The organism is Streptomyces yunnanensis (genome assembly GCF_029011865.1).
In the GTDB taxonomy this organism is placed as follows: domain Bacteria; phylum Actinomycetota; class Actinomycetes; order Streptomycetales; family Streptomycetaceae; genus Streptomyces; species Streptomyces yunnanensis.
The window spans coordinates 5,297,657-5,317,139 of sequence record NZ_CP095749.1 but is presented as its reverse complement, the minus strand read 5'-3'; the positions used below and the strand labels follow the sequence as shown (position 1 = coordinate 5,317,139).

The window sequence follows — 19,483 nt, the reverse complement described above, 5'->3', positions numbered from 1 at the left end:
TCCAGTATCCGGTACGCACTACCCTGTACGGGTCACGGGGCCCCGTCGCGGGCCCGTCCACAGCGCAGGGGGACCGTCCGCAATGCTCAGGTATCTGCCGTTCCTGTTGGTGCTGGCACTGTGGATCTACGCGTTCATCGACTGCATCAACACCCCCGAGTCGCAGGTCCGCGGCCTGCCCAAGGTGGTGTGGGTGCTGATCATCCTGCTGTTCGGCGAGGTGCTGATCGGGCCGATCGCCTGGCTGGTGGCCGGCAAGGAACGGCACCGGGTCGCGGGCGGCGGGGGCAGCACGCCCTCGGAGTGGCACCGCCAGCACAGCAGCACGACGTGGGTGGCGCCGGACGACAATCCGGAGTTCCTGCGGTCCCTGCGCGAGGAGAACAAGAAGGACGAGGCGCTGCTGAAGGACTGGGAGGCCGACCTGCGGCGCCGCGAGGACGAGCTGCGGCGCAAGGAGGCCGGGTCCGCCGACGGCGCGACCGGGACGGACGGCACGACCGGCGCGACCGGCTCCGACGGCGGCGACGGGACGCCCGGCAAGAGCGGCCGGAAGGGCCCCGAGGACACCCCGCCCGCCACTTCCTGAGCACTCCTCACAACCGTCCGGCCCAGCCCGCGTTGCCGTGGCCCGGCCCGGCGGGGAAAGTGACCGGCATGGACCAGGCACCGGATCAGGACCGGACACGGCAGTGGGGGCAGGACCGCGACTCCGTCCGCCGCTACGGCGGCGTGGACGGTCATGGCGACCCGTCCGGCCACCCCGACCACGTCCAGGAGCAGGCCCGGACCATGCTCGCCACCGCCGTCGCCGAGGCGCGGGCCGGGCTGGCCGAGGGCGGCATCCCCGTCGGGGCGGCGCTCTACGGCCCGGACGGGACGCTGCTCGGGCGCGGCCACAACCGCCGTGTCCAGGACGGCGACCCGTCGCTGCACGCCGAGGTCGCGGCGTTCCGGGCGGCCGGGCGGCAGCGCGACTACCGCGGCACCACGATGGTCACCACGCTCTCGCCGTGCTGGCTGTGCAGCGGGCTGGTCCGCCAGTTCGGCATCTCCCGGGTCGTCATCGGCGAGGCCCGGACGTTCCACGGCGGCCACGACTGGCTGGCCCGGCACGGCGTGCGGATCGTGCTGCTGGACGATCCCGGCTGCGCGGCGATGATGCGCGACTTCATCGGGGAGCACCCGGAGCTGTGGCAGGAGGACATCGGCGTGGTCTGAGGCCGCTCCGCCCGTCCACCCGCCCGTCGCCCCGTCCGCCCACCGGGGACCGCGGGGTGGCGCGTAATCCGGTGGCCCGCGCCGCCCCGCCTCGGCAGGATGCCGCCATGAGCACCGGCACCACCACCCCCCACGAGCCGCCCTGCCGCATCCGGGCGCTGCACACCGCGGACACCGTCACCGTCTACCAGGCGTACGCGCCGTCCCTGGGCCTGCCCGCCGCGCGGGACGGCCGGTTCCCCGCCGCCTGGAAGCGCGACCGGATGACGTGGATCAAGCCGTCGTTCCTGTGGATGATGTACCGCTGCGGCTGGGCCACCAAGGCCGACCAGGAGACCGTCCTGGCCATCGAGATCACCCGCGAGGGCTTCGACCGGGCGCTGCGCCGCGCCTGCCTGTCGCACTACGTCCCCGGGCTCCACGCGGACCGCGACGCCTGGCAGCGCGCGCTGCGCCACTCGCCGGCCCGGGTCCAGTGGGACCCCGAGCGCGATCTGCGCCTGAAGCCGCTCGGCCACCGCTCCCTCCAGCTCGGGCTGTCCGGTGAGATGGCGCGGGCCTACGCGGACGAGTGGACCGTCGCCATCCGCGATGTGACGCCGCTGGCCCGGAAGATCCACGCGCTGGTCCGCGCCGGCGACGACCGGTCCGCCCGGGCGCTGCTGCCCGACGAGCGCCCGTATCCCGCGCCGGAGGAGGCGCTGGCCCATCTGCGGTGACCGGGGGCGTCCCCGGCACCGTCCTTGATCCGTTCGGCGGGCGTCCGCTACCGTTCGCCGTTGCTCGAAATGCCAAGGGAGAGTAGAGCAGGGGGTTCAGATGCGGAGACGGCAACGAGGGGTCCGGGGCCTACTGGGCGCCGTACTGCTGGCGGGGACGGTGGCCGGGTGCGGGAGCGGTGCCGCGCCGGGCGGTGGCGGGGGCGCGTCGGACGACGGCGGGGTCGTATCGGTCGGCGCCCAGGGGTCGGGGTGTGCGCTGCCGATGACCTTCGAGGCGGAGAAGCGGTGGACGAGGAAGTCGGTCCTGCCGACGTACCAGCCCTCGAAGCCCTGGCCGTTCTCCGTCGTGTGCCAGATCGACGCGGGCGGCGGGGCGAAGGACACGCCGCAGCTCACCGTCTACCTTGCGGACCGGCCGCTCGACGGCGGCCCGACGGACATGATGGACGGCTTCAGGGGCGCGGGCATGTCCAACCACGGCGAGTACGAGAGCGAAGAACAGGTCAGTCAGCTCAACGTCGGGTTCAGTTCTGCCGTGGAAGTGACGTACAAGCTGAGCCCTCCGGACGACCAGAAGCCCTGGAAGGTCACGCTCCTCCTGGTGCTGACACCCAAGGGGCCCATGGTGTTGGAGGTACAGGGACCCGGCAACCAGGGGCCCGCCCTCAAGGCGTACCAGCGCGCCAAATCCACTCTGCAGCAGGTGCCCTCCTGACACTGACCCGCCATCCGTACCCGGCACCCGGGGGAACTCCGTGCGTAAGCCGCGTGTCCCCGTCAATCGCCACAAAGGCGTAGTCGGGGTGGTGCACGAGCGGTCGGGCGCTGCTTCACGTGGCGTATGAGGCGTATGGCCGGTCGGCCAACTCTGGTCTGTTCACAGCCATTTGACGCAGCGTTCAGCAACCTCCCCCTGCCTCGGAAACTGCCCCGCCGCCACAGTCGGGACGGCCCACCGAGGGCTTACGCGACTCAGGGAGAGTGGGATTCATGCCGGACATGACCCGACGCAGACTCCTCGGCTCGGCGGCCGGGGCGATCGGCGGTACCGCCGCGCTGTCGTTGCTGCCGCCCAACGTCCAGAAGGCCGTTGCCGCCGGCCCCCCGCGTCACGGCTCACTGCGCGACATCGAACACGTGGTCCTGCTGATGCAGGAGAACCGTTCTTTCGATCACTACTTCGGAACGCTGCGCGGCGTCCGCGGCTTCAACGACCCGGGCGCGCTCACCCTCTCCACCGGCCGGTCCGTCTTCTACCAGCCGGACCCCGAGAACCCCGACGGCTACCTGCTCCCGTTCCGCCTCAACACCCACACCTCCAGCGCCCAGGCCATCCCGTCCACCAGTCACGCCTGGTCGGTCCAGCACGAGGCGTGGAACGGCGGCAGGATGGACCGCTGGCTGCCCGCGCACCGCAAGGCGGACGGCGTGAACGGGCCGTACGTGATGGGCTACCACACCCGCGAGGACATCCCCTTCCAGTTCGCCCTCGCCGAGGCGTTCACCCTCTGCGACAACTACTTCTGCTCGGTCTTCGGGCCGACCTGGCCCAACCGGCTGTACTGGATGACCGGCACCCTCGACCCGGGCGGCACCCACGGCGGCCCGGTCCTGAACAACACCGCGCCCAAGCCGTACCGCTGGACGACGTACGCGGAGCGGCTTCAGGCGGCCGGCGTCAGCTGGAAGGTGTACCAGGAGGAGGACGACTACGGCTGCAACCTGCTGGAGCAGTTCCAGACCTTCCGGGACGCCAAGCCGGGCAGCCCGCTGTACGAGAAAGGGGTGCGGCCCGGGCCGGCCGGCGCCTTCGAGGAGGACGCCCGCAAGGACCGGCTGCCGGCGGTCTCCTGGATCATCCCCACCAGCTACCAGTCGGAACACCCGGACTACCTGCCGGCCGCCGGGGCCGACTTCGTGGCCAAGAAGATCGAGGCGATCGCCTCGAACCCCAAGGTGTGGGCCAAGACCGCCTTCATCCTGAACTACGACGAGAACGACGGCCTCTTCGACCATGTGCCGCCGCCGGTGCCGCCGGCGGGGACCAAGGGCGAGTTCGTCCGCGGCCTGCCGATCGGGGGCGGGTTCCGGGTCCCCTGCTTGATCGTTTCTCCTTGGACGGTGGGCGGCTGGGCGGCCGGCGACGCCTTCGACCACACCTCGGTGCTGCAGTTCCTGGAGCGGTTCACGGGCGTGACGGAGCCCAACATCAGCGACTGGCGGCGGGCCACCTTCGGCGATCTGACCTCGGCGTTCGGCTTCCGTTCGGCGGCGCACCACCCGCCGCGGCTGCCGCGGGACACCGCCGAGAAGCTGGCCGAGGCGCAGTGGGAGGTGGCGCACCTGCCCAAGCCGACGCTGCCGGGCAAGGACCAGAAGCCGCCGCGGCAGGAGCGCGGCCGGCGCAAGCGGCGCTGAGGCGGGGGCGCGGCTCCCGTACACACGACGGTGCCGTACGGACCGGCCCTCGGTGAGGGGCCGGGTCCGTACGGCACCGGTGTGTCGCGGTTCGGGCGGGCTCAGACGCCGGCGTAGGAGTGCAGGCCGGTGACGAAGATGTTCACGATGAAGTAGTTGAAGAGGTAGCAGACGAAGGCGATCACACCCAGCCAGGCGGCCTTGCGGCCCTTCCAGCCGACGGTGGCGCGGGCGTGCAGGTAGCAGGCGTAGGCGACCCAGGTGATGAAGGACCAGACCTCCTTGGGGTCCCAGCCCCAGTAGCGGCCCCAGGCGGCCTCGGCCCAGATGGCGCCCGCGATGATGGTGAACGTCCACAGCGGGAAGACGGTGGCGTTGACGCGGTAGGCGAACTTGTCGAGCGAGGCGGCCGAGGGCAGCCGGGTGAGGACCGAGGTGGCGAAGGCGCCGGGCTGCGGGCCGTCCGGGTCGGCGAGCTTGGCCTCGTGGCGGTCGCGGAAGAGGAAGAGCAGGCTCGCGACCGCGCCGAGGTAGAGCACCGCGCCGGAGAGGATCGCGCAGGAGACGTGGATCCACAGCCAGTACGAGTGCAGCGCCGGCACCAGCTGGTCGCTGGCGGTGTACAGCACGCTGACGGCCAGGCCCAGGTCGAGCAGGACGGTGGTGACCAGCGGCAGGCCGAGCCAGCGGACGTTCTTCTTGAGCAGCAGCAGGACCAGGTAGGCCGTCACCGCGGCCCCGCCCAGGGTCGTGGAGAACTCGTACATGTTGCCCCAGGGGGCGCGCTGCACGGACACGGCGCGGGTGACGATGCCGCCGACGTGCAGCGCCCAGGCCAGGACGGTCAGCGAGATCGCGATCCGGCCGTAGAGGTCGCCCTTCTCGGTGCCGCCGTGCGCGCCGGGGCCGTCGGGGACGTCAGGGCCGCCGGCCGCGGTCCGGGTGACGACCTTGGGGCGCTCCAGGACGGCGGTGCCCCCGATGCAAGCATCGGCTCCACTGGAGCTACGCGCCCCCTTCTGGGCGCTCCCGGCGGGGGCGGTGACCTCGGTGGTCAGGGCGGCGGCGGTCCGGCCGACCTTGCTGCGGCTGCCGAACACCCACTCGGCCATGTGGGCGACGAAGGCCAGGGTGTAGATGGCCATCGCCGAATAGACCAGCACATTGCTGTAGTGAGCCAGTGTCTCGTTGGCTGCGGCAGCGAGATTCACGTGCGCGCTCCTTCGGAGGGATCAGCAGGATCGGCAGAGTCGGTCGGCTCCGTCGGGTCTTCGGCGGACGCGGCGGGTTCGTCCCCGGTGTCCGGTGCGGCGGCGGCCGGCGGGGCACCGGGCGTCAGCTCGTCGGCGAGGGCGGCGAGCTCCTCCGCCACCCGGGCCGACTCGCTGCGGCCGAGGCCGGCCATCTCGACGACGGTGACGCCGCTGTCGTCGGCGCGCTCCGCGCGGACCCAGACCCGGCGCCGCTGGATGAACAGCGAGGCGGCGAGGCCGAGCAGGGCGGCGACCGCGCCGGTCAGCGCGAGGCCGTTGCCGGGCTGGTGGGTGATCTTGAAGCTGGCCCAGGTCTTGATGCCCTCGAAGGTGATGGAGCCGTCCCCGTTGGGGAGCTTCATCGTGGACTCGGCCTCGATCTCCTGGGGCGTCAGCTTGGCGCCGGAGTGACCGAGCATCTTCGCCGCCCGGTCCTTGGGCAGCAGCATCTTCTTGAAGAAGTCGCCGCTGGCGTCCTTGTACTGCTTCAGGCGCTTGGTGTCGAGCTGGTAGACGTTCTGCGGCAGGCCGGAGTCCATGCCGAGGTCGCCGTGCCAGGCGTTCACCGACAGGACGGGGAAGTCCGGGGCGGGGAACTGGGAGAACATCGACCCGGAGTTCTTGCCGCCGAAGGTCGGGACGAACAGCGCCTGGAAGCCGAGCTGGTTGCGCTCGCCGTCCTTGGACCGCGCGCCGGGGACCTTCACCACGCCGGAGGAGGTGAAGTTCTTGGGGTCCTGCGGGAGGAACGGCACCGCGCCGTGGTACACGACCTTGCCGCGGCCGTCCTTGACGGTGACGACCGGTGAGTAGCCGTGGGAGAGCAGGTAGACCTTGTTGCCGGCGATGTCGAGCGGGGTGTTCACCTCGATCGACTTCTTGTGCTCGGTGCCGTCCGCGCCGGTGAAGTAGGTGATGTTGGCGCGGAAGGTGCGGGGGGTGCCCTTCTGCGGGCCGGTCCGTTCGTAGGTCGCGTCGAACGAGTCCATGGTGAAGCCGAACGGCGCCATGGTGTCGGTGTCGAAGAACGGGCCGGAGGAGAAGTCGTCGTACTGGGTCAGGCTGTTGGAGAAGCCGTCGCCCTCGGTGACCAGCTTGCCGCCCTCGGACTTCCACAGGCTGCCGACGGCGAACGCCACCAGCATCACGATCAGCGCGACGTGGAAGAGGAGGTTGCCGGCCTCGCGCAGATAGCCCTTCTCGGAGGCGACCGCGGTGCCCTCCCGGCGGATCCGGAAGCGCCGCTTCTTGAGCATCCGCTCGGCGGCGTCCAGGACCTGCTCGGGCGCCGCCCCGGTGCGCCAGGTGGTGTACGCGGGCAACCGGGTCAGCCGGCGGGGGGCGGCCGGCGGGCGGCCGCGGAGCTGCCCGACGAACTGCCAGGCGCGCGGCACGATGCAGCCGATCAGCGAGATGAACAGCAGCAGGTAGATCGCGGAGAACCAGACCGAGCTGTAGACGTGGAACATCCCCAGCTTGTCGTAGATCTCGCCGAGGGTCGCGTGCTTGCCCTTGAACTCGTCGACCTTGACCGGGTCGATGCTGGTCTGCGGGATCAACGAGCCGGGGATCGCGCCGATGGACAGCAGGAAGAGCAGCAGCAGCGCCACCCGCATGGAGGTCAGCTGGCGCCAGAACCAGCGCGCCCAGCCGATCGGCCCGAGCGAGGGGAGGGAGATGTCCTCCTTGGGCGCGGTGGAGAGCTGGGATCCGGCGAGGCCGAGATCACCGCCCTGGTCGGCGGCGTCCGGCTCGTCCGTGGTGTCGGTCTTGGTGGACATCAATCAGATCCCAACGGTGATGCTTTGCGTCCAGCTCTGTAGCTGGGACATCAGAATGTCCCAGACGCCTGTGAGGAGGAGGACGCCGAGGGCGATCATCATGCCGCCGCCGGCCCTCATCACCCAGACGTAGTGCCGCTTGACCCAGCCGAAGGCGCCCAGCATCCGGCGGAAGGCGAGCGCCACCGCGATGAACGGCAGCCCCAGGCCCAGGCAGTACGCCACGGTGAGCAGCGCGCCGCGGCCGGCGCTGGCGTCGTAGAAGGAAAGGGTGTTGACGGCGGTGAGGGTGGGGCCGAGGCAGGGCGTCCAGCCGACGCCGAAGAGCACACCGAGCACCGGCGCGCCGGCCAGCCCCATCGCGGGCTTCTTGTGGAACCGCAGTTCGCGCTGGCCGAACCGCTTCAGGACGCCGGCGAAGGCCAGCCCGAGCAGGATCATCAGCACGCCCAGGACGCGCGCGATGACGTCCTTGTAGTCCTGGAGGGTCTTGCCGAAGAAGCCGAAGAGGGCGCCGCCGGAGACGAAGACGGCGGTGAAGCCGAGGACGAAGAGGAAGGCGCCGGCCAGCATCCGGCCGCGCCGGGCGTCGGCGAGGTCGGTGCCGGTGACGCCGGTCACGTACGACATGTAGCCGGGGACGAGGGGCAGCACGCAGGGCGAGAAGAACGAGACCAGGCCGGCCACGAGGGCGACGGGGACGGCCGCGATCAGGGCCCCGGTGAGGATGGTCTGGTTCTCCGCGGCGTTGGCGGCGAGCGTGATCACGCGATCACTTCTCGGCGATCAGCGGGTCGACCATCTTGCGCAGGTCGTCCTCGGCGAGCGGGCCGATCGACCGTGCGGCGATCCGGCCCTGCCGGTCGATGGCGATCGTGGAGGGGATCGACTGCGGGTTGAGGCTGCCCTTGGGGAAGCGCAGCATCAGCTTGCCGGTGGGGTCGTACAGGCTCGGATAGGGCACCTTGTGCTCTTCCTCGAACTGGACGGCCTGCGACTTCTCGGCGTCGCGGGTGTTGATCCCGACGAACTGGACGCCCTTGTCCTTGACCTCGTTCGCGACCTTGGCGAAGTTGGGGGCCTCGGCGATGCAGGGGCCGCACCACGATCCCCAGACGTTGACGATGACGACCTTGCCCTTGTAGTCGGCCACGTCCAGCTTCTTGCCGGTGGTGGTCTCCCCGGACAGGGCGGGGGCCGGCTGCCGGTCGCCGGGCTTGACGGTGTCGACGCCGTTCTTGCCCTGGACGAACCGGGTCTGCGCCGAGCCGCCGGAGGCACCGTCGCCGCAGGCGCTCAGCGTCAGCGAGGCGGCCGCCGCTCCCGCGGCGAACAGGGCGAGACGGCGGCGACTGGTGAGGCGGCGGGGGGCGCGGCTGTCACTCATGTGAAAAGTTTCGCATGGGCCATTTGCGGATCTTCCGCGCCCCCCTCGCCCCGTCGCGCCCCGGGCAAAGGGGCATGTCAGACCCTACGGAACGACAGCTTCCGGCGCGTTGTGCGGACTTGCGGGCCGGGTCAGACCTCGGCGAGGTAGCTCTTCCAGCCGCCGGCCGGCCGCTGGCCGACGCCCATCCCCTGGAGCTTGCGGACGACCCGGGGGTCCTGGGCGTCGATCCAGTCGGTGAACTGGCGGAAGGAGACCAGCCGGACGTCCTTGTTCCGCTCGTTGGCGATGTGCTTGAGCGCTTCCTCGACGGCGTCCATGTAGATGCCGCCGTTCCACTGCTCGAAGTGGTTGCCGATGAAGAACGGCGCGCGGTTGGTCTCGTAGGCCCGGCGGAATCCGGAGATGTAGGCGTCGGCGGCCTGCTTGCGCCAGCCCGGGTAGTTGGCCGGCGGCGCCTTGGTGGAGTTCTGGGACTGGTTGGCCAGGATGTTGTAGTCCATCGAGAGCACCTCGAAGGAGTGGCCGGGGAAAGGTATCTGCTGGAGCGGGAAGTCCCATATGCCCTGCTTCTTCCGGGGCCAGACCTGGCGACCGCCGGGCGAGCTGGCGTCGTAGCGCCACCCCAGCTTCCGGGCGGTGGGCAGCAGGTTCTCCTGGCCGAGCAGGCAGGGCGTCCGGGCGCCGACCAGTTCCTTGCGGTAGTCGAAGGGCAGCGGTTCGGCGTCGTCGAATCCGGTGTTCGTGCGCCACTTCGTGACGAAGGCCATGGCCTGGTCTATCTCGGACTGCCACTGCGCGGGCGTCCAGTGCTTGACGGAGGTCCGGGCGTCGCCGCAGAAGTGGCCGTTGAAGTGGGTCCCTATCTCGTGCCCGTCGAGCCACGCCTGGCGGACGTTGCCGAGCGTCTCCCGTATGTGGTCGTTGTTGAGGTAGCCGATGGCGGAGGCGCCGGGCTTGTTGTTCGGCGGGAGGTAGAGGTGCTTCTTGTCCTCGGGCAGCAGGTAGAGCCCGGAGAGGAAGAAGGTCATGGCCGCGCCGTGGTCCTTGGCGAGCTTGCGGAACCGGGGGAAGAGGCCGTTTCCGACCTCTCCCGCCCCGTCCCACGAGAAGATCACGAACTGCGGCGGGGTCTGCCCCGGCTCCAGCCGCTCGGGCGCGCCGGGCTGGTTCGGCTGCTTGCCGTAGTCCGCGGTCGAGCCGTCGCCGATGAGCTTGGGGCGGGCCGGCGCCGCGTTCTTGACCCGCTGCCCCTCCGCGTCGCCCTGCCCCGAGGCGGAGCACCCGGCGACACCCAGTGCGGCGGCCGCCCCCACGCCCATCCCCAGCAGACTCCGCCGGCTGATCGCGCCCATAGCGTCGTTCCCCATCCGTGCTCAACGAACCCGATATCCATATAAACGGACACCTTTGTAGAGGGCATGTCGGACGGTGAGGTTCCGCGTTATTCGCTCATACTTTCCGTTTCCGGAAAATTTGACATTCCGCCATGTAACGGCTTTTCAGGCCCCGAAAGCCTTGGACTTCCCCTTCGCGGGTTTGGCGCCGGCCAGCAGGTGGGAGGGAACCAGGTCGCGCGCCGGCTCGCTGTACCCCACCGAGATGATCTTGTCACCGTGGAAGGTGAACGACGTCAGCGAGGCCAGCGTGCACTGCCGCTTGCGCGGGTCGTGCCACAGCCGGCGCCGCTCGGCGAAGCTGCGCACGATCCAGATCGGCAGCTGGTGGCTGACCGCCACCGCCTCGTGCCCGCGGGCCGCGTCCCGGGCCGCGCCGAGCGCCGCCATCATCCGGACCACCTGCTCGATGTACGGCTCGCCCCACGAGGGCCGGAACGGATTGGTCAGGTACTTCCAGTTGCCCGGCTTCTTCAGCGCGCCGTCGCCCACCCCGAAGGTCTTGCCCTCGAAGACGTTGGCCGCCTCGATCAGCCGCTCGTCGGTGGCGATCGCCAGGCCGTGCGCCCCGGCGATCGGCGACGCGGTCTCCTGCGCGCGCTCCAGCGGCGAGGCCACCACATGCGTGATGTCCCGCTCCGCGAGGTGCTCGGCGACCCGGTCGGCCATCTTCCGCCCCAGGTCGGAGAGGTGGTACCCGGGCCGGCGGCCGTAGAGCACGCCCTCGGGGTTGTGCACCTCGCCGTGCCGCATCAGGTGCACGACGGTGATCTCGTCGCCGTTCTTCTCGCCGCTGCTCATGTCGCCCGTCCCGTTCATGCGGTCGCCTCGGCCGCGGCCCGGGCGGCGGCCGGCAGTGCGGCGGCGATCCGCTCGACGGCCGCGGTGTCGTGCGCGGTGGAGACGAACCAGGACTCGAACGCGGACGGCGGGAGGTAGACGCCCTGCGCCAGCATCGAGTGGAAGAAGGCCGTGAAGCGGAACGACTCCTGCGCCTTCGCCGTCTCGTAGTCCGTCACCTCGGCGTCCGTGAAGAACACCGAGAACATGTTCCCGGCGACCTGGAGCCGGTGCGCCACGCCCTCCTTGGCGAGCGCCTCGGTGACCAGCCCGCGGACCTCGGCGGAGACCGCGTCGACCTTCTCGTAGGCGGCGTCGTCCAGCAGCCGCAGCTGCGCGACGCCGGCGGCGGTGGCGATCGGGTTCCCCGACAGGGTGCCCGCCTGGTACACCGGCCCAGCCGGGGCGAGGTGCGCCATGACGTCCGCCCGTCCGCCGAAGGCCGCGGCCGGGAAGCCGCCGCCCATCACCTTGCCGAAGGTCATCAGGTCCGGGCGGACCCCGTCGATGCCGTACCAACCGGCCTTGCTGACCCGGAAGCCGGTCATGACCTCGTCGGAGATGTACAGCGCGCCGTTCTCGGCACACAGGTCGGCGAGCCCCTGGTTGAAGCCCGGCAGCGGCGGGACGACGCCCATGTTGCCCGGCGACGCCTCGGTGATCACACAGGCGATCTCGCCCTCGTGCGCGGCGAACGCGGCACGGACGGCGGCCAGGTCGTTGTAGGGCAGCACGATGGTGTCGCCGGCCTGCGCACCGGTCACCCCGGGGGTGTCCGGCAGCCCGAACGTCGCCACGCCCGAACCGGCCGCGGCCAGCAGCGCGTCCACGTGCCCGTGGTAGCAGCCGGCGAACTTGATCACCTTGGCCCGGCCGGTGAAGCCGCGCGCCAGCCGGATCGCGGACATCGTCGCCTCGGTGCCGGACGACACCAGACGCACCTGCTCGACCGGGGCGATCCGCGCCACGATCTCCTCGGCCAGCTCGACCTCGCCGGCACCGGGCGTCCCGAACGACGTCCCGCGGGCGACCGTCTCCTGGACCGCGGCGATCACCTCGGGGTGCGCGTGGCCGAGGATCATCGGCCCCCACGAGCACACCAGGTCGACATATTCCCGGCCATCGGCATCAGTGAGGTATGGACCGGTACCGGACACCATGAACCGGGGCGTACCGCCCACGGCCCGGAACGCCCGCACCGGAGAATTCACGCCGCCCGGCGTCACCACGGACGCGCGGTCGAACAGCGACTGCGAAACAGGGGCTTCATACGGAAAAGACACTGTGATCCTGACCTGCATATACGGGGGAGGAGGGCGGCGGCGCGCGGACACGGCCCGGCTGACTGCGGTACGGGAATCGCCCCGCGGACCACCCGGCCCGTCACGCGATTCCGCTTCATTCCCTCTTGGTTTCTTTTTTCGTTCCTCTCGCTCTCGACCGGGCGTCAGCCCCCGCGCGTCTGCGAAACTGGGGCGTCGTACGAGTAAGTCACGCAAGCAATGGTCTCAGAGGCGCACGGGGGCGTGCGGCCGGGCGTTTCACGCGCCGGCAACGGGGGAGGTCTCTGAGACGATGATCGGGTTGCGCGGCTGGGGCTGCGAGTGGTCGGGTGGAGATATGCATCGCGGTGGCGAACTGGGCGAGGGAACCAATGACCGGGGTCCCGAGCGCGCCCAGCGCGGCCGTCACCGGCGCGAGGGCTCCGAGAACGTCAGCGACGACCCTCCCAAGAGCACCGAGAGCATTACGGGCGGGGAAACCAGGGGCGGTCGCATGGGGGTGACGTACAAATACTTCGGCGCACCCAATGGCGCCACGGCTGCCCGGGTCCCGATCTCGATGCGGCCCGAGGAACTCGGCGGTGACGAGCTCGGCATGGGCGGCATGTTCACCAAGATCAAGCCGGAGACCATGGCCGCCATGGTCCTCACCGGTATAGAGGGCATACCGCTGCACAAGGTCCCCCCGCTGGAACTGGTCGTCCTCCACCCCGACTACGCCGTCGTGAAGCTCCCCATGACCGTGGTCGACCCGCTGCGCGGCGTCGGCGAGGAGTCCGTCGGCGCGGCCGCCTTCATCTGGTCCACCGTCCCCGACCGGGGCGGCCCGCGCGACGCCTTCAGCGTCTACCAGCTCCTCCACGAGTGGCAGGACTTCTCCCACCGGCTCCACGAGGCGGGCCACCAGGCGTACTGCCTGGTGTGGCCGTAGCGAAGCCGACTGCTCCGGCCCGGGCGGAGCAGCGCCGCGGGCCGATGCCGGATCGCGGGCCCATGCCGGGTCGTGGGCCCACCCACCCTGCGGGTCGGCTCACCATGTCGGCCGGGCCGAGACGCCGCCGTCCACGACGAGATCGTGGCCGGTGATCCACGAGGCCATCGGCGAGGCGAGGAAGACACAGGCGTCGCCGACGTCCTCCGGGCGCCCCAACCGCCCGGTGGGGGCCGCCTGTTGCCAGCGGCGCACCCCCTCGGGCCAGTCGTCGGCCAGGCCCGGCCGGGCGATCAACCCCGGCGAGACGCTGTTGACGCGGATCCCGTACGGCCCGTACTCCAGCGCCGCGGACCGGGCGTGCATCACCACCGCCGCCTTGGCCGCGCAGTAGTGGGCGTGCCGTGGCGCCGGGCGGTCCGCCTCGATCGACGCGATATGGGTCACCGATCCGCCGCCGGACCCGCGCATCACCGCCGCCGCGGCCTGGGTGCAGGCGAAGACGCTGTGCACGTCGGGGTCGGCGACGGCCCGCCAGTCGGCCAGCGACATCCCGGCCAGCTCCTGGGTGGGCTGCACGCCCGCGTTGTTGACCAGCGCGGTCAGTCGCCCCCGCCAGCCGGCCGCCTCCGCGACCAGCCGATGGCACTCCTCCTCCACGGCCAGATCGGCACGCAGCGCGAGCGCGTTCCGGCCGCTCCGCCCGATCTCGTCGACCAGCTCCCGCGCGGCCTCGCTCCCCGTGCGGTAGTGCACCACCACATCCGCCCCGGCCGCGGCGAACCGCACCGCGATCCCCCGACCGATCCCGCCGGACGCCCCGGTGACGAGCACGACGTGACCGGTGAGGTCGGGGAGGGCGGGGGCGGTCCCGTCCGTACGGTCCACGGGGTCGGCGGGGCCTGCCCGGTCCCCGGCGTCCGCGCGGTCGGCGGGGGCTGCCCGGTCGACCGGGGCTGCCGCCCCGTGGGCGGGGGCCGTGCCCGGCGGCCCGGTTGGGGGGCCGGTCCGGCCGAATCGACCCTGTGCGCCGGCCCGTTCGGAAGTACCCACCGCTCCCCCGGCGTTCGGCTCATGAGGGGTCCGCACCACTGTCATGCCCGGCTCAGCGCCCCGATCCGCACCGCCTCCTGGGGGAACCGCGCGGCCAGCGCCCCCGCCTCCCCGTGCTCGTAGTCCGCGAAGGTGAAGCCGGGTGCCATCGTGCAGCCGAAGAGCGTCCAGGACCCGCCGGCGGCGACCTCGGCGGCCATCCAGGTGCCGGCCGGCACCGTGAACTGCACGTGCTGCCCGCCCAGGACATCCGGGCCGAGGACGACCGTACGGGCCGCACCGCCGGCACCGCCCGCGTCGCCGGCCTCGGAGAGCAGGAGCAGGGCGAGCGGATCACCCCCGTAGAAGTGCCAGATCTCGTCGGTCGGCAGCCGGTGCAGCGCGGCGTAGACGCCCGGCTCGGCGGTCAGCAGCATCACGATCGCCGACCCCTCCGGTCGCCCGTCCGGCCGCTGCGGCCCCGCCCACGTACACCGGTACCAGCCGCCTTCACGGGGCATCCGGGTCAGCCCGTAGAACGCGATCAGCTCCTGCGGGAGCCGGTCGTGGGGCATCGCGGGGTGCTCGTCCATCCGTCTGGCCGCCTTCCGCTCGTCCACCGTGCCGAGAGGGTGATGGCCGGTCCACCGGTCCACCGGCCGCCGGCCCGTGGCCGGTTGCCGCCTCACCCTAGGGGCGACGGGGGCACAGGACGGGGAACGGCGGCACAATCGGGCCATGTCTGATCCCGCCGCCACCTCCCCGGGTCCCGTTGCGGACGCCAACTCCCCTTCTTCTCCCACCCGTTCCGGCGTCTCCTCCGGTGACGCGGTCCCCTGGGACACCGTCGCCGCGCTCGTCGGCTGGCTCGACCGGGAGAGTGCGCTGCCGGCGGAGCAGGAGCGGCTGCTGCGCATCCTGAAGCTCTCGGAGGAGGCGGGCGAGGTGGCCCAGGCCGTCATCGGGGCCGTCGGCCAGAATCCGCGCAAGGGGCACAGCCACAGCTGGGAGGACGTCCATGCGGAGCTGTGCGATGTCATCGTGACGGCGATGGTGGCCCTGCGGACGCTGACGCCCGAGGCGCGGCAGGTCTTCGACGGCCATCTGCGACGGATCGCCGGACGGTCGCTGGGGGCGGCGACCGAGACGTCCTGAGCCGCCGCCCGGCCGCGTCCGGGCCGGGCGCCGCCGACCCTTCGACGCGACTGCGCCCCGGCACCACGGCACGTCGCCGCTACGGCCGTTCCGCCGTCAGGTAGCGCTGGACGGTGGGCGCCAGCCAGGCGACGAGTTCGTCATGGCCGAGTTCGACGGCGGGGGCGACCCTCAGGACGTAGCGGCACAGCGCCATGCCCAGGATCTGCGAGCCGATCAGGGCGGCGCGGGTCGGCGCCTCCTCCGGCACGGGGCAGACCGCGTCGACGAACGGCCGCACCTGCTCGGCGAAGATCCGCCGCATCCGTTCCGCGCCCGCCTCGTTGGTGACGCCGACGCGCATCATCCCGGTCAGCGTCTCGTCGCTCTCCCAGAGCTCGATGAAGTGGCGTACGAGCCGGGCGCCCCGCTCCTCGTACGGCACCGTCGTGAGGTCGGGGGCGCGCAGATCGATCTCCGAGGCGGCGGCGAAGAGGCCCTCCTTGTTGCCGTAGTAGCGCATCACCATCGACGGGTCGATGCCCGCGTCCCGGGCGATGGCGCGGATGGTGGCGCGCTCGTAGCCGTCGGCGGCGAAGCGGTCCCGGGCCGCGGCGAGGATCGCGGCGCGGGTCGCGTCGGAGCGGCGGGGGCGCGGGTGGGTGCCCGCGTCGGGAGCCTCGGTGACCACCGGGGGCGGGCCGGCATCGACCTCGGGGCTGACCGCGGGAGCGGCGGAACGCGCACGGGAGCGGCCGCCGGACGGGGTGGCGGAGGGGGTGGCGGAGGGATCACGTTCGACCATGCCAACAAATGTAGGCCAACGAGCGTTGACACGCGAGTCGCGCGAGTCGTACGCTTGCCAACAAGCGTTGACCAACATGCGTTGGCAGGAGGCGGCAATCATGAATGCCCTCAACCGCAAGCCAGGAGTCACCCGCAGCGACACCGACGGCGCCGCCCGTCCCGACCGGGACGCGGACGTGATCGTCGTCGGCGCCGGCCCGACCGGTCTGCTGCTCGCCGGGGATCTCGCCGAGGCCGGTCTCGCCGTCACGCTCCTGGAGCGCCGCGACGGCACCACCAGCAATCTCAGCCGGGCCCTCGCCGTGCACGCCCGCTCACTGGAGCAGTTGGACGCCCGCGGCCTCGCCGACGAACTGATCGCCGGAGGCCACCGGCTCCCCGGTTTCCAGGTGTTCGGCAAGGCGGTGCTCCCCGCCTCCCGGCTCCCCACCCGCTTCCCCTTCGTCCTGATCACCCCGCAGTACGAGGTCGAGCGGCTGCTGCTGCGGCGCGCCCGGCAGGCCGGCGTCGCCTTCCGGCACGGGGCCGAGGTACTGGGGCTCGACCAGGACGCGGACGGTGTGACGGTGCACTTCCGTACGACAGGGGAGGCGGTCGAGGAGCCCGCCGAGGGCGTCGGGAGCCTCCGCGCCGGCTATGCGGTCGGCACCGACGGCGCCCGCAGTGCGGTCCGCGAGGCGGTCGGCCTGTCCTTCCCCGGCAAGGCGGTCATCCGCTCCGTCGTCCTCGCCGACGTCCGGCTGGCCTCGCCCCCCGACTCCCCCTTCATGATCAACGCCGCCCCTGACGCCTTCGCCCTGATCGGCTCGTTCGGCGACGGCTGGTACCGCGTCATCGGGTGGAACCGCCGGGCCCAGGCCGCCGACGACGCCCCCGCCGATCTCGACGAGGTCCGCGAGGTCACCCGGCTCGCCTTCGGCACCGACTACGGCATGCAGGACGCCCGCTGGATCTCACGCTTCCGCAGCGACGAGCGGCAGGCGCCCGCCTACCGCGTCGGCCGGGTCTTCCTCGCCGGGGACGCCGCGCACATCCACTCCCCGGCCGGCGGCCAAGGGATGAATGTGGGCCTCCAGGACGCGGCCAACCTCAGCTGGAAGCTGGCAGCGGTGGTGAAGGGCCACTCCCCCGACCACCTGCTGGACAGTTATCAGGACGAGCGCCATCCGGTCGGCACGGCGGTGCTGCGCAGCAGCGGCGCGATCATCAGGCTCGCACTGGTGCACTCCGCACCGGGCCGGGCGCTGCGCGCACTCGGGGTGCAGCTGCTGACCCGCCTGCGGCCGCTGGCCCAGCGAGCGATGGGCCGCGTCTCCGGTATCGACGTCGCGTATCCGGCCGAGCGTGGCGCGCATCGGCTGACGGGCCGGCGCGCCCCCGACGTCCGCCTCGCGGACGGCGGACGGCTCTACGCGCTCCTCCGGCAGGGCAAGTTCGTCCTGATCACGCCCGAGGGCGAGCCGCCGGAGGGCATGTCGGCGGGGCCCGCGCCCGACCGGGTGGTGACCGCCACCTGGGAGAGCGGACGCCGGACGGCCCTTCTGGTGCGCCCTGACGGCCATGTCGCCTGGGCCACCGACGCCACCGCTCCCGCCGAGCGTGCCGCGGCGCTCCGCGCCGCCCTCGCCCACTGGACCGGGTCCGGGTCCAGCAGCACGATCGCCGTCCCCGCTCCGGCCGCGGCTCGCCCCTTGCGCCCCAGCGAAGAGATATGAACCACCTGCGGCCGGGCCCGGGACGCCCGGCCGGACCGGGGCACCGGGACGGCTAGGGACGCCCGGCTCGGCCCCGCCCCGCCCTCGCCCGGGCCCGCTCGTCTCCTTACGCTGAACGGCATGCTCATCGCCCGTTCCGCCGCCCTGTTCGTCGTCGCCGCGCTCTTCGAGATCGGCGGTGCCTGGCTGGTGTGGCAAGGGGTACGGGAACACCGGGGCTGGGCGTGGATCGGCGCCGGGGTGATCGCCCTGGGGATCTACGGATTCGTGGCCACGCTCCAGCCGGACGCCGAGTTCGGCCGGATCCTCGCCGCGTACGGCGGGGTGTTCGTCGCCGGGTCGCTGGCCTGGGGCATGGTCGCGGACGGCTACCGCCCCGACCGCTGGGACGTCATCGGCGCGCTGATCTGCCTGGCCGGCATGGCCGTGATCATGTACGCACCGCGCGGCCGCTGATCCGACCGGCCGCGATCGCCCCCCTCATCACGCTCCGGGACCGCTCGACCCCGACGCCCCTCCGCCCGTCAACCCGCCACTTCCCACTGCATATCCTGGCCACGCACCACCCGAACCAGCCGCACCACCCACAGCAGTCGCACCACCCGCACCGCCGCTCACGAACCACACCGGGATTCACGCACCGCACCACGGCGCACGACCCCGGTTCACGGACCTGGTCCACCGACCCGGTTCACCGCCCGCACAAGGCTTCACGAGCCGCACCACGGCTCGCCGTTCGCACACGCACCGTGCAGAGGGAGCGCACCATGACCGCCGATTCCGCCGACATCCGTACCGCCGTCGTCACCGGAGCGAGCAGCGGCATCGGCGCCGCGACCGCACGGGCGCTGGCCTCCGCCGGCTACCGCGTCGTGCTCACCGCCCGCCGCAAGGACCGCATCGAGGCCCTCGCCGACACCTTGCCGCACGCCGAGGCGTACGCGCTCGACGTCACCGACCGCGCCGCCGTCGACGCCTTCGCGCGCTCCCTCGACCGCTTCCCCTCCGTCGACGTGCTGGTCAACAACGCCGGCGGCGCACTCGGTGCGGAGCCCGTCGCCACCGGTGACCCGGCCGACTGGCGCGCGATGTACGAGGTCAACGTGCTCGGCGTGCTGCACATGACGCAGGCGCTGCTGCCCGCGCTGACCGCCTCCGGCGACGGCACGGTCGTCGTCCTGTCCTCCACCGCCGGGCACGCGACGTACGAGGGCGGCGGCGGTTATGTCGCCGCCAAGCACGGCGCGCATGTCATCGCCGAGACGCTCCGCCTGGAGCTGTGCGGCGAGCCGGTACGGGTCATCGAGGTGGCGCCCGGCATGGTCAGGACCGAGGAGTTCGCGACCACCCGCTTCCGCGGTGACTCCGACAAGGCCGCCAAGGTCTACGCGGGCGTGGACGCCCCGCTCACCGCGGAGGACGTCGCCGACACCGTCGCCTGGGCGATCACCCGTCCCCCGCACGTCAACATCGACCTGCTCGTCGTCCGCCCCCGGGCGCAGGCGTCCAACACCAAGGTGCACCGCAGCAGTTGAGCAGCGGCAGTTGAGCAGCGCGGCAGC

20 protein-coding genes are annotated in these 19,483 nt (G+C 71.8%); 10 read left to right on the top strand and 10 right to left on the bottom strand.

Features of this window, described 5'->3' with window-relative positions; genetic code table 11:
- Positions 1 to 82: 82 nt before the first annotated feature.
- The 5 genes from MOV08_RS23135 (at position 83) to MOV08_RS23115 (ending at position 4,361) form a co-directional block, all read left to right on the top strand.
- Complete coding sequence (locus MOV08_RS23135; RefSeq protein ID WP_275308721.1) at positions 83 to 589, top strand: PLD nuclease N-terminal domain-containing protein; 507 nt, start codon at positions 83 to 85, stop codon at positions 587 to 589.
- A gap of 68 nt (positions 590 to 657) precedes the next feature.
- Positions 658 to 1,221 carry a nucleoside deaminase gene (locus MOV08_RS23130; protein WP_078875857.1) on the top strand — a complete coding sequence of 188 codons (564 nt, stop codon included), beginning with the start codon at positions 658 to 660 and terminating at the stop codon, positions 1,219 to 1,221.
- Between the two features lie 107 nt (positions 1,222 to 1,328).
- Complete coding sequence (locus MOV08_RS23125) at positions 1,329 to 1,940, top strand: DUF4291 domain-containing protein (protein WP_275308720.1); 612 nt, start codon at positions 1,329 to 1,331, stop codon at positions 1,938 to 1,940.
- A gap of 100 nt (positions 1,941 to 2,040) precedes the next feature.
- On the top strand, positions 2,041 to 2,658 hold the full coding sequence (locus MOV08_RS23120) for a lipoprotein (protein WP_039635163.1): 618 nt from the start codon (positions 2,041 to 2,043) through the stop codon (positions 2,656 to 2,658).
- A gap of 275 nt (positions 2,659 to 2,933) precedes the next feature.
- Complete coding sequence (locus tag MOV08_RS23115; protein WP_275308719.1) at positions 2,934 to 4,361, top strand: alkaline phosphatase family protein; 1,428 nt, start codon at positions 2,934 to 2,936, stop codon at positions 4,359 to 4,361.
- Between the two features lie 101 nt (positions 4,362 to 4,462).
- On the opposite strand, the gene ccsB is transcribed toward MOV08_RS23115, so the two are convergent.
- From ccsB to hemL, 7 genes are all read right to left on the bottom strand, one after another.
- Entirely contained in the window at positions 4,463 to 5,572 is a 1,110-nt protein-coding gene (gene ccsB, locus MOV08_RS23110; RefSeq protein WP_275308718.1) for a c-type cytochrome biogenesis protein CcsB, read from the bottom strand.
- Positions 5,569 to 7,395: a cytochrome c biogenesis protein ResB gene (gene resB / locus MOV08_RS23105; RefSeq protein ID WP_275308717.1), complete on the bottom strand. Its 1,827-nt coding sequence runs from the start codon at positions 7,393 to 7,395 to the stop codon at positions 5,569 to 5,571. The genes ccsB and resB overlap by 4 nt, the downstream gene beginning before the upstream one ends.
- Before the next feature lie 3 nt (positions 7,396 to 7,398).
- Entirely contained in the window at positions 7,399 to 8,163 is a 765-nt protein-coding gene (locus MOV08_RS23100; RefSeq protein WP_107080335.1) for a cytochrome c biogenesis CcdA family protein, read from the bottom strand.
- A gap of 4 nt (positions 8,164 to 8,167) precedes the next feature.
- The gene (locus MOV08_RS23095; RefSeq protein ID WP_039635154.1) at positions 8,168 to 8,782 is read right to left on the bottom strand and encodes a TlpA family protein disulfide reductase; all 615 of its coding nucleotides are present in this window, start codon (positions 8,780 to 8,782) and stop codon (positions 8,168 to 8,170) included.
- A 131-nt stretch (positions 8,783 to 8,913) separates the two neighbouring features.
- Complete coding sequence (locus MOV08_RS23090; protein WP_275311859.1) at positions 8,914 to 10,137, bottom strand: polysaccharide deacetylase family protein; 1,224 nt, start codon at positions 10,135 to 10,137, stop codon at positions 8,914 to 8,916.
- A 147-nt stretch (positions 10,138 to 10,284) separates the two neighbouring features.
- Positions 10,285 to 10,980 carry a histidine phosphatase family protein gene (locus MOV08_RS23085; protein ID WP_039635150.1) on the bottom strand — a complete coding sequence of 232 codons (696 nt, stop codon included), beginning with the start codon at positions 10,978 to 10,980 and terminating at the stop codon, positions 10,285 to 10,287.
- 14 nt (positions 10,981 to 10,994) lie between these two features.
- Positions 10,995 to 12,320: a glutamate-1-semialdehyde 2,1-aminomutase gene (hemL, locus tag MOV08_RS23080; protein WP_078875855.1), complete on the bottom strand. Its 1,326-nt coding sequence runs from the start codon at positions 12,318 to 12,320 to the stop codon at positions 10,995 to 10,997.
- Positions 12,321 to 12,639: 319 nt separating this feature from the next.
- On the opposite strand from hemL, the gene MOV08_RS23075 reads away from it, so the two are divergent.
- Positions 12,640 to 13,233 (top strand): hypothetical protein, encoded by a 594-nt coding sequence (locus MOV08_RS23075; RefSeq protein ID WP_078875854.1) that lies wholly within the window; start codon positions 12,640 to 12,642, stop codon positions 13,231 to 13,233.
- A 99-nt stretch (positions 13,234 to 13,332) separates the two neighbouring features.
- On the opposite strand, the gene MOV08_RS23070 is transcribed toward MOV08_RS23075, so the two are convergent.
- Both MOV08_RS23070 and MOV08_RS23065 read right to left on the bottom strand, forming a co-directional pair.
- Positions 13,333 to 14,121, bottom strand: a complete 789-nt coding sequence (locus MOV08_RS23070; protein ID WP_275308716.1) for an SDR family NAD(P)-dependent oxidoreductase — start codon at positions 14,119 to 14,121, stop codon at positions 13,333 to 13,335.
- Between the two features lie 206 nt (positions 14,122 to 14,327).
- On the bottom strand, positions 14,328 to 14,858 hold the full coding sequence (locus MOV08_RS23065; RefSeq protein ID WP_275308715.1) for a cupin domain-containing protein: 531 nt from the start codon (positions 14,856 to 14,858) through the stop codon (positions 14,328 to 14,330).
- 145 nt (positions 14,859 to 15,003) lie between these two features.
- Between MOV08_RS23065 and MOV08_RS23060 the strand changes: the two genes are divergently transcribed.
- Positions 15,004 to 15,420, top strand: coding sequence for a MazG-like family protein (locus MOV08_RS23060; RefSeq protein ID WP_275308714.1), 417 nt, complete (start codon positions 15,004 to 15,006; stop codon positions 15,418 to 15,420).
- 79 nt (positions 15,421 to 15,499) lie between these two features.
- Here MOV08_RS23060 and MOV08_RS23055 read toward each other — a convergent pair whose 3' ends face one another.
- Positions 15,500 to 16,204 carry a TetR/AcrR family transcriptional regulator gene (locus MOV08_RS23055; RefSeq protein ID WP_275308713.1) on the bottom strand — a complete coding sequence of 235 codons (705 nt, stop codon included), beginning with the start codon at positions 16,202 to 16,204 and terminating at the stop codon, positions 15,500 to 15,502.
- Positions 16,205 to 16,304: 100 nt separating this feature from the next.
- Here MOV08_RS23055 and MOV08_RS23050 point away from each other — a divergent pair, with 100 nt between their 5' ends.
- From MOV08_RS23050 to MOV08_RS23040, 3 genes are all read left to right on the top strand, one after another.
- A complete protein-coding gene (locus MOV08_RS23050) occupies positions 16,305 to 17,921 on the top strand; it encodes an FAD-dependent oxidoreductase (RefSeq protein ID WP_275308712.1) in 1,617 nt (538 codons plus the stop codon).
- Positions 17,922 to 18,041: 120 nt separating this feature from the next.
- On the top strand, positions 18,042 to 18,377 hold the full coding sequence (locus MOV08_RS23045; RefSeq protein ID WP_039635142.1) for a YnfA family protein: 336 nt from the start codon (positions 18,042 to 18,044) through the stop codon (positions 18,375 to 18,377).
- A 311-nt stretch (positions 18,378 to 18,688) separates the two neighbouring features.
- Positions 18,689 to 19,456 (top strand): SDR family NAD(P)-dependent oxidoreductase, encoded by a 768-nt coding sequence (locus MOV08_RS23040; protein ID WP_039635140.1) that lies wholly within the window; start codon positions 18,689 to 18,691, stop codon positions 19,454 to 19,456.
- The last annotated feature ends 27 nt before the right edge of the window (positions 19,457 to 19,483 follow it).

Bases quoted from the DNA above. Each gene is read 5' to 3' on its own strand.
- MOV08_RS23040 (WP_039635140.1), top strand. From the start codon at position 18,689: ATGACCGCCGATTCCGCCGACATCCGTACCGCCGTCGTCACCGGAGCG.
- MOV08_RS23130 (WP_078875857.1), top strand. From the start codon at position 658: ATGGACCAGGCACCGGATCAGGACCGGACACGGCAGTGGGGGCAGGAC.
- hemL (WP_078875855.1), bottom strand. From the start codon at position 12,320: ATGCAGGTCAGGATCACAGTGTCTTTTCCGTATGAAGCCCCTGTTTCG.
- MOV08_RS23115 (WP_275308719.1), top strand. From the start codon at position 2,934: ATGCCGGACATGACCCGACGCAGACTCCTCGGCTCGGCGGCCGGGGCG.
- MOV08_RS23095 (WP_039635154.1), bottom strand. From the start codon at position 8,782: ATGAGTGACAGCCGCGCCCCCCGCCGCCTCACCAGTCGCCGCCGTCTC.
- MOV08_RS23125 (WP_275308720.1), top strand. From the start codon at position 1,329: ATGAGCACCGGCACCACCACCCCCCACGAGCCGCCCTGCCGCATCCGG.
- MOV08_RS23050 (WP_275308712.1), top strand. From the start codon at position 16,305: ATGAATGCCCTCAACCGCAAGCCAGGAGTCACCCGCAGCGACACCGAC.
- MOV08_RS23135 (WP_275308721.1), top strand. From the start codon at position 83: ATGCTCAGGTATCTGCCGTTCCTGTTGGTGCTGGCACTGTGGATCTAC.
- MOV08_RS23075 (WP_078875854.1), top strand. From the start codon at position 12,640: ATGCATCGCGGTGGCGAACTGGGCGAGGGAACCAATGACCGGGGTCCC.
- MOV08_RS23045 (WP_039635142.1), top strand. From the start codon at position 18,042: ATGCTCATCGCCCGTTCCGCCGCCCTGTTCGTCGTCGCCGCGCTCTTC.
- resB (WP_275308717.1), bottom strand. From the start codon at position 7,395: ATGTCCACCAAGACCGACACCACGGACGAGCCGGACGCCGCCGACCAG.
- MOV08_RS23090 (WP_275311859.1), bottom strand. From the start codon at position 10,137: ATGGGCGCGATCAGCCGGCGGAGTCTGCTGGGGATGGGCGTGGGGGCG.
- MOV08_RS23055 (WP_275308713.1), bottom strand. From the start codon at position 16,204: ATGGTCGAACGTGATCCCTCCGCCACCCCCTCCGCCACCCCGTCCGGC.
- MOV08_RS23085 (WP_039635150.1), bottom strand. From the start codon at position 10,980: ATGAGCAGCGGCGAGAAGAACGGCGACGAGATCACCGTCGTGCACCTG.
- MOV08_RS23065 (WP_275308715.1), bottom strand. From the start codon at position 14,858: ATGGACGAGCACCCCGCGATGCCCCACGACCGGCTCCCGCAGGAGCTG.
- MOV08_RS23120 (WP_039635163.1), top strand. From the start codon at position 2,041: ATGCGGAGACGGCAACGAGGGGTCCGGGGCCTACTGGGCGCCGTACTG.
- MOV08_RS23060 (WP_275308714.1), top strand. From the start codon at position 15,004: ATGTCTGATCCCGCCGCCACCTCCCCGGGTCCCGTTGCGGACGCCAAC.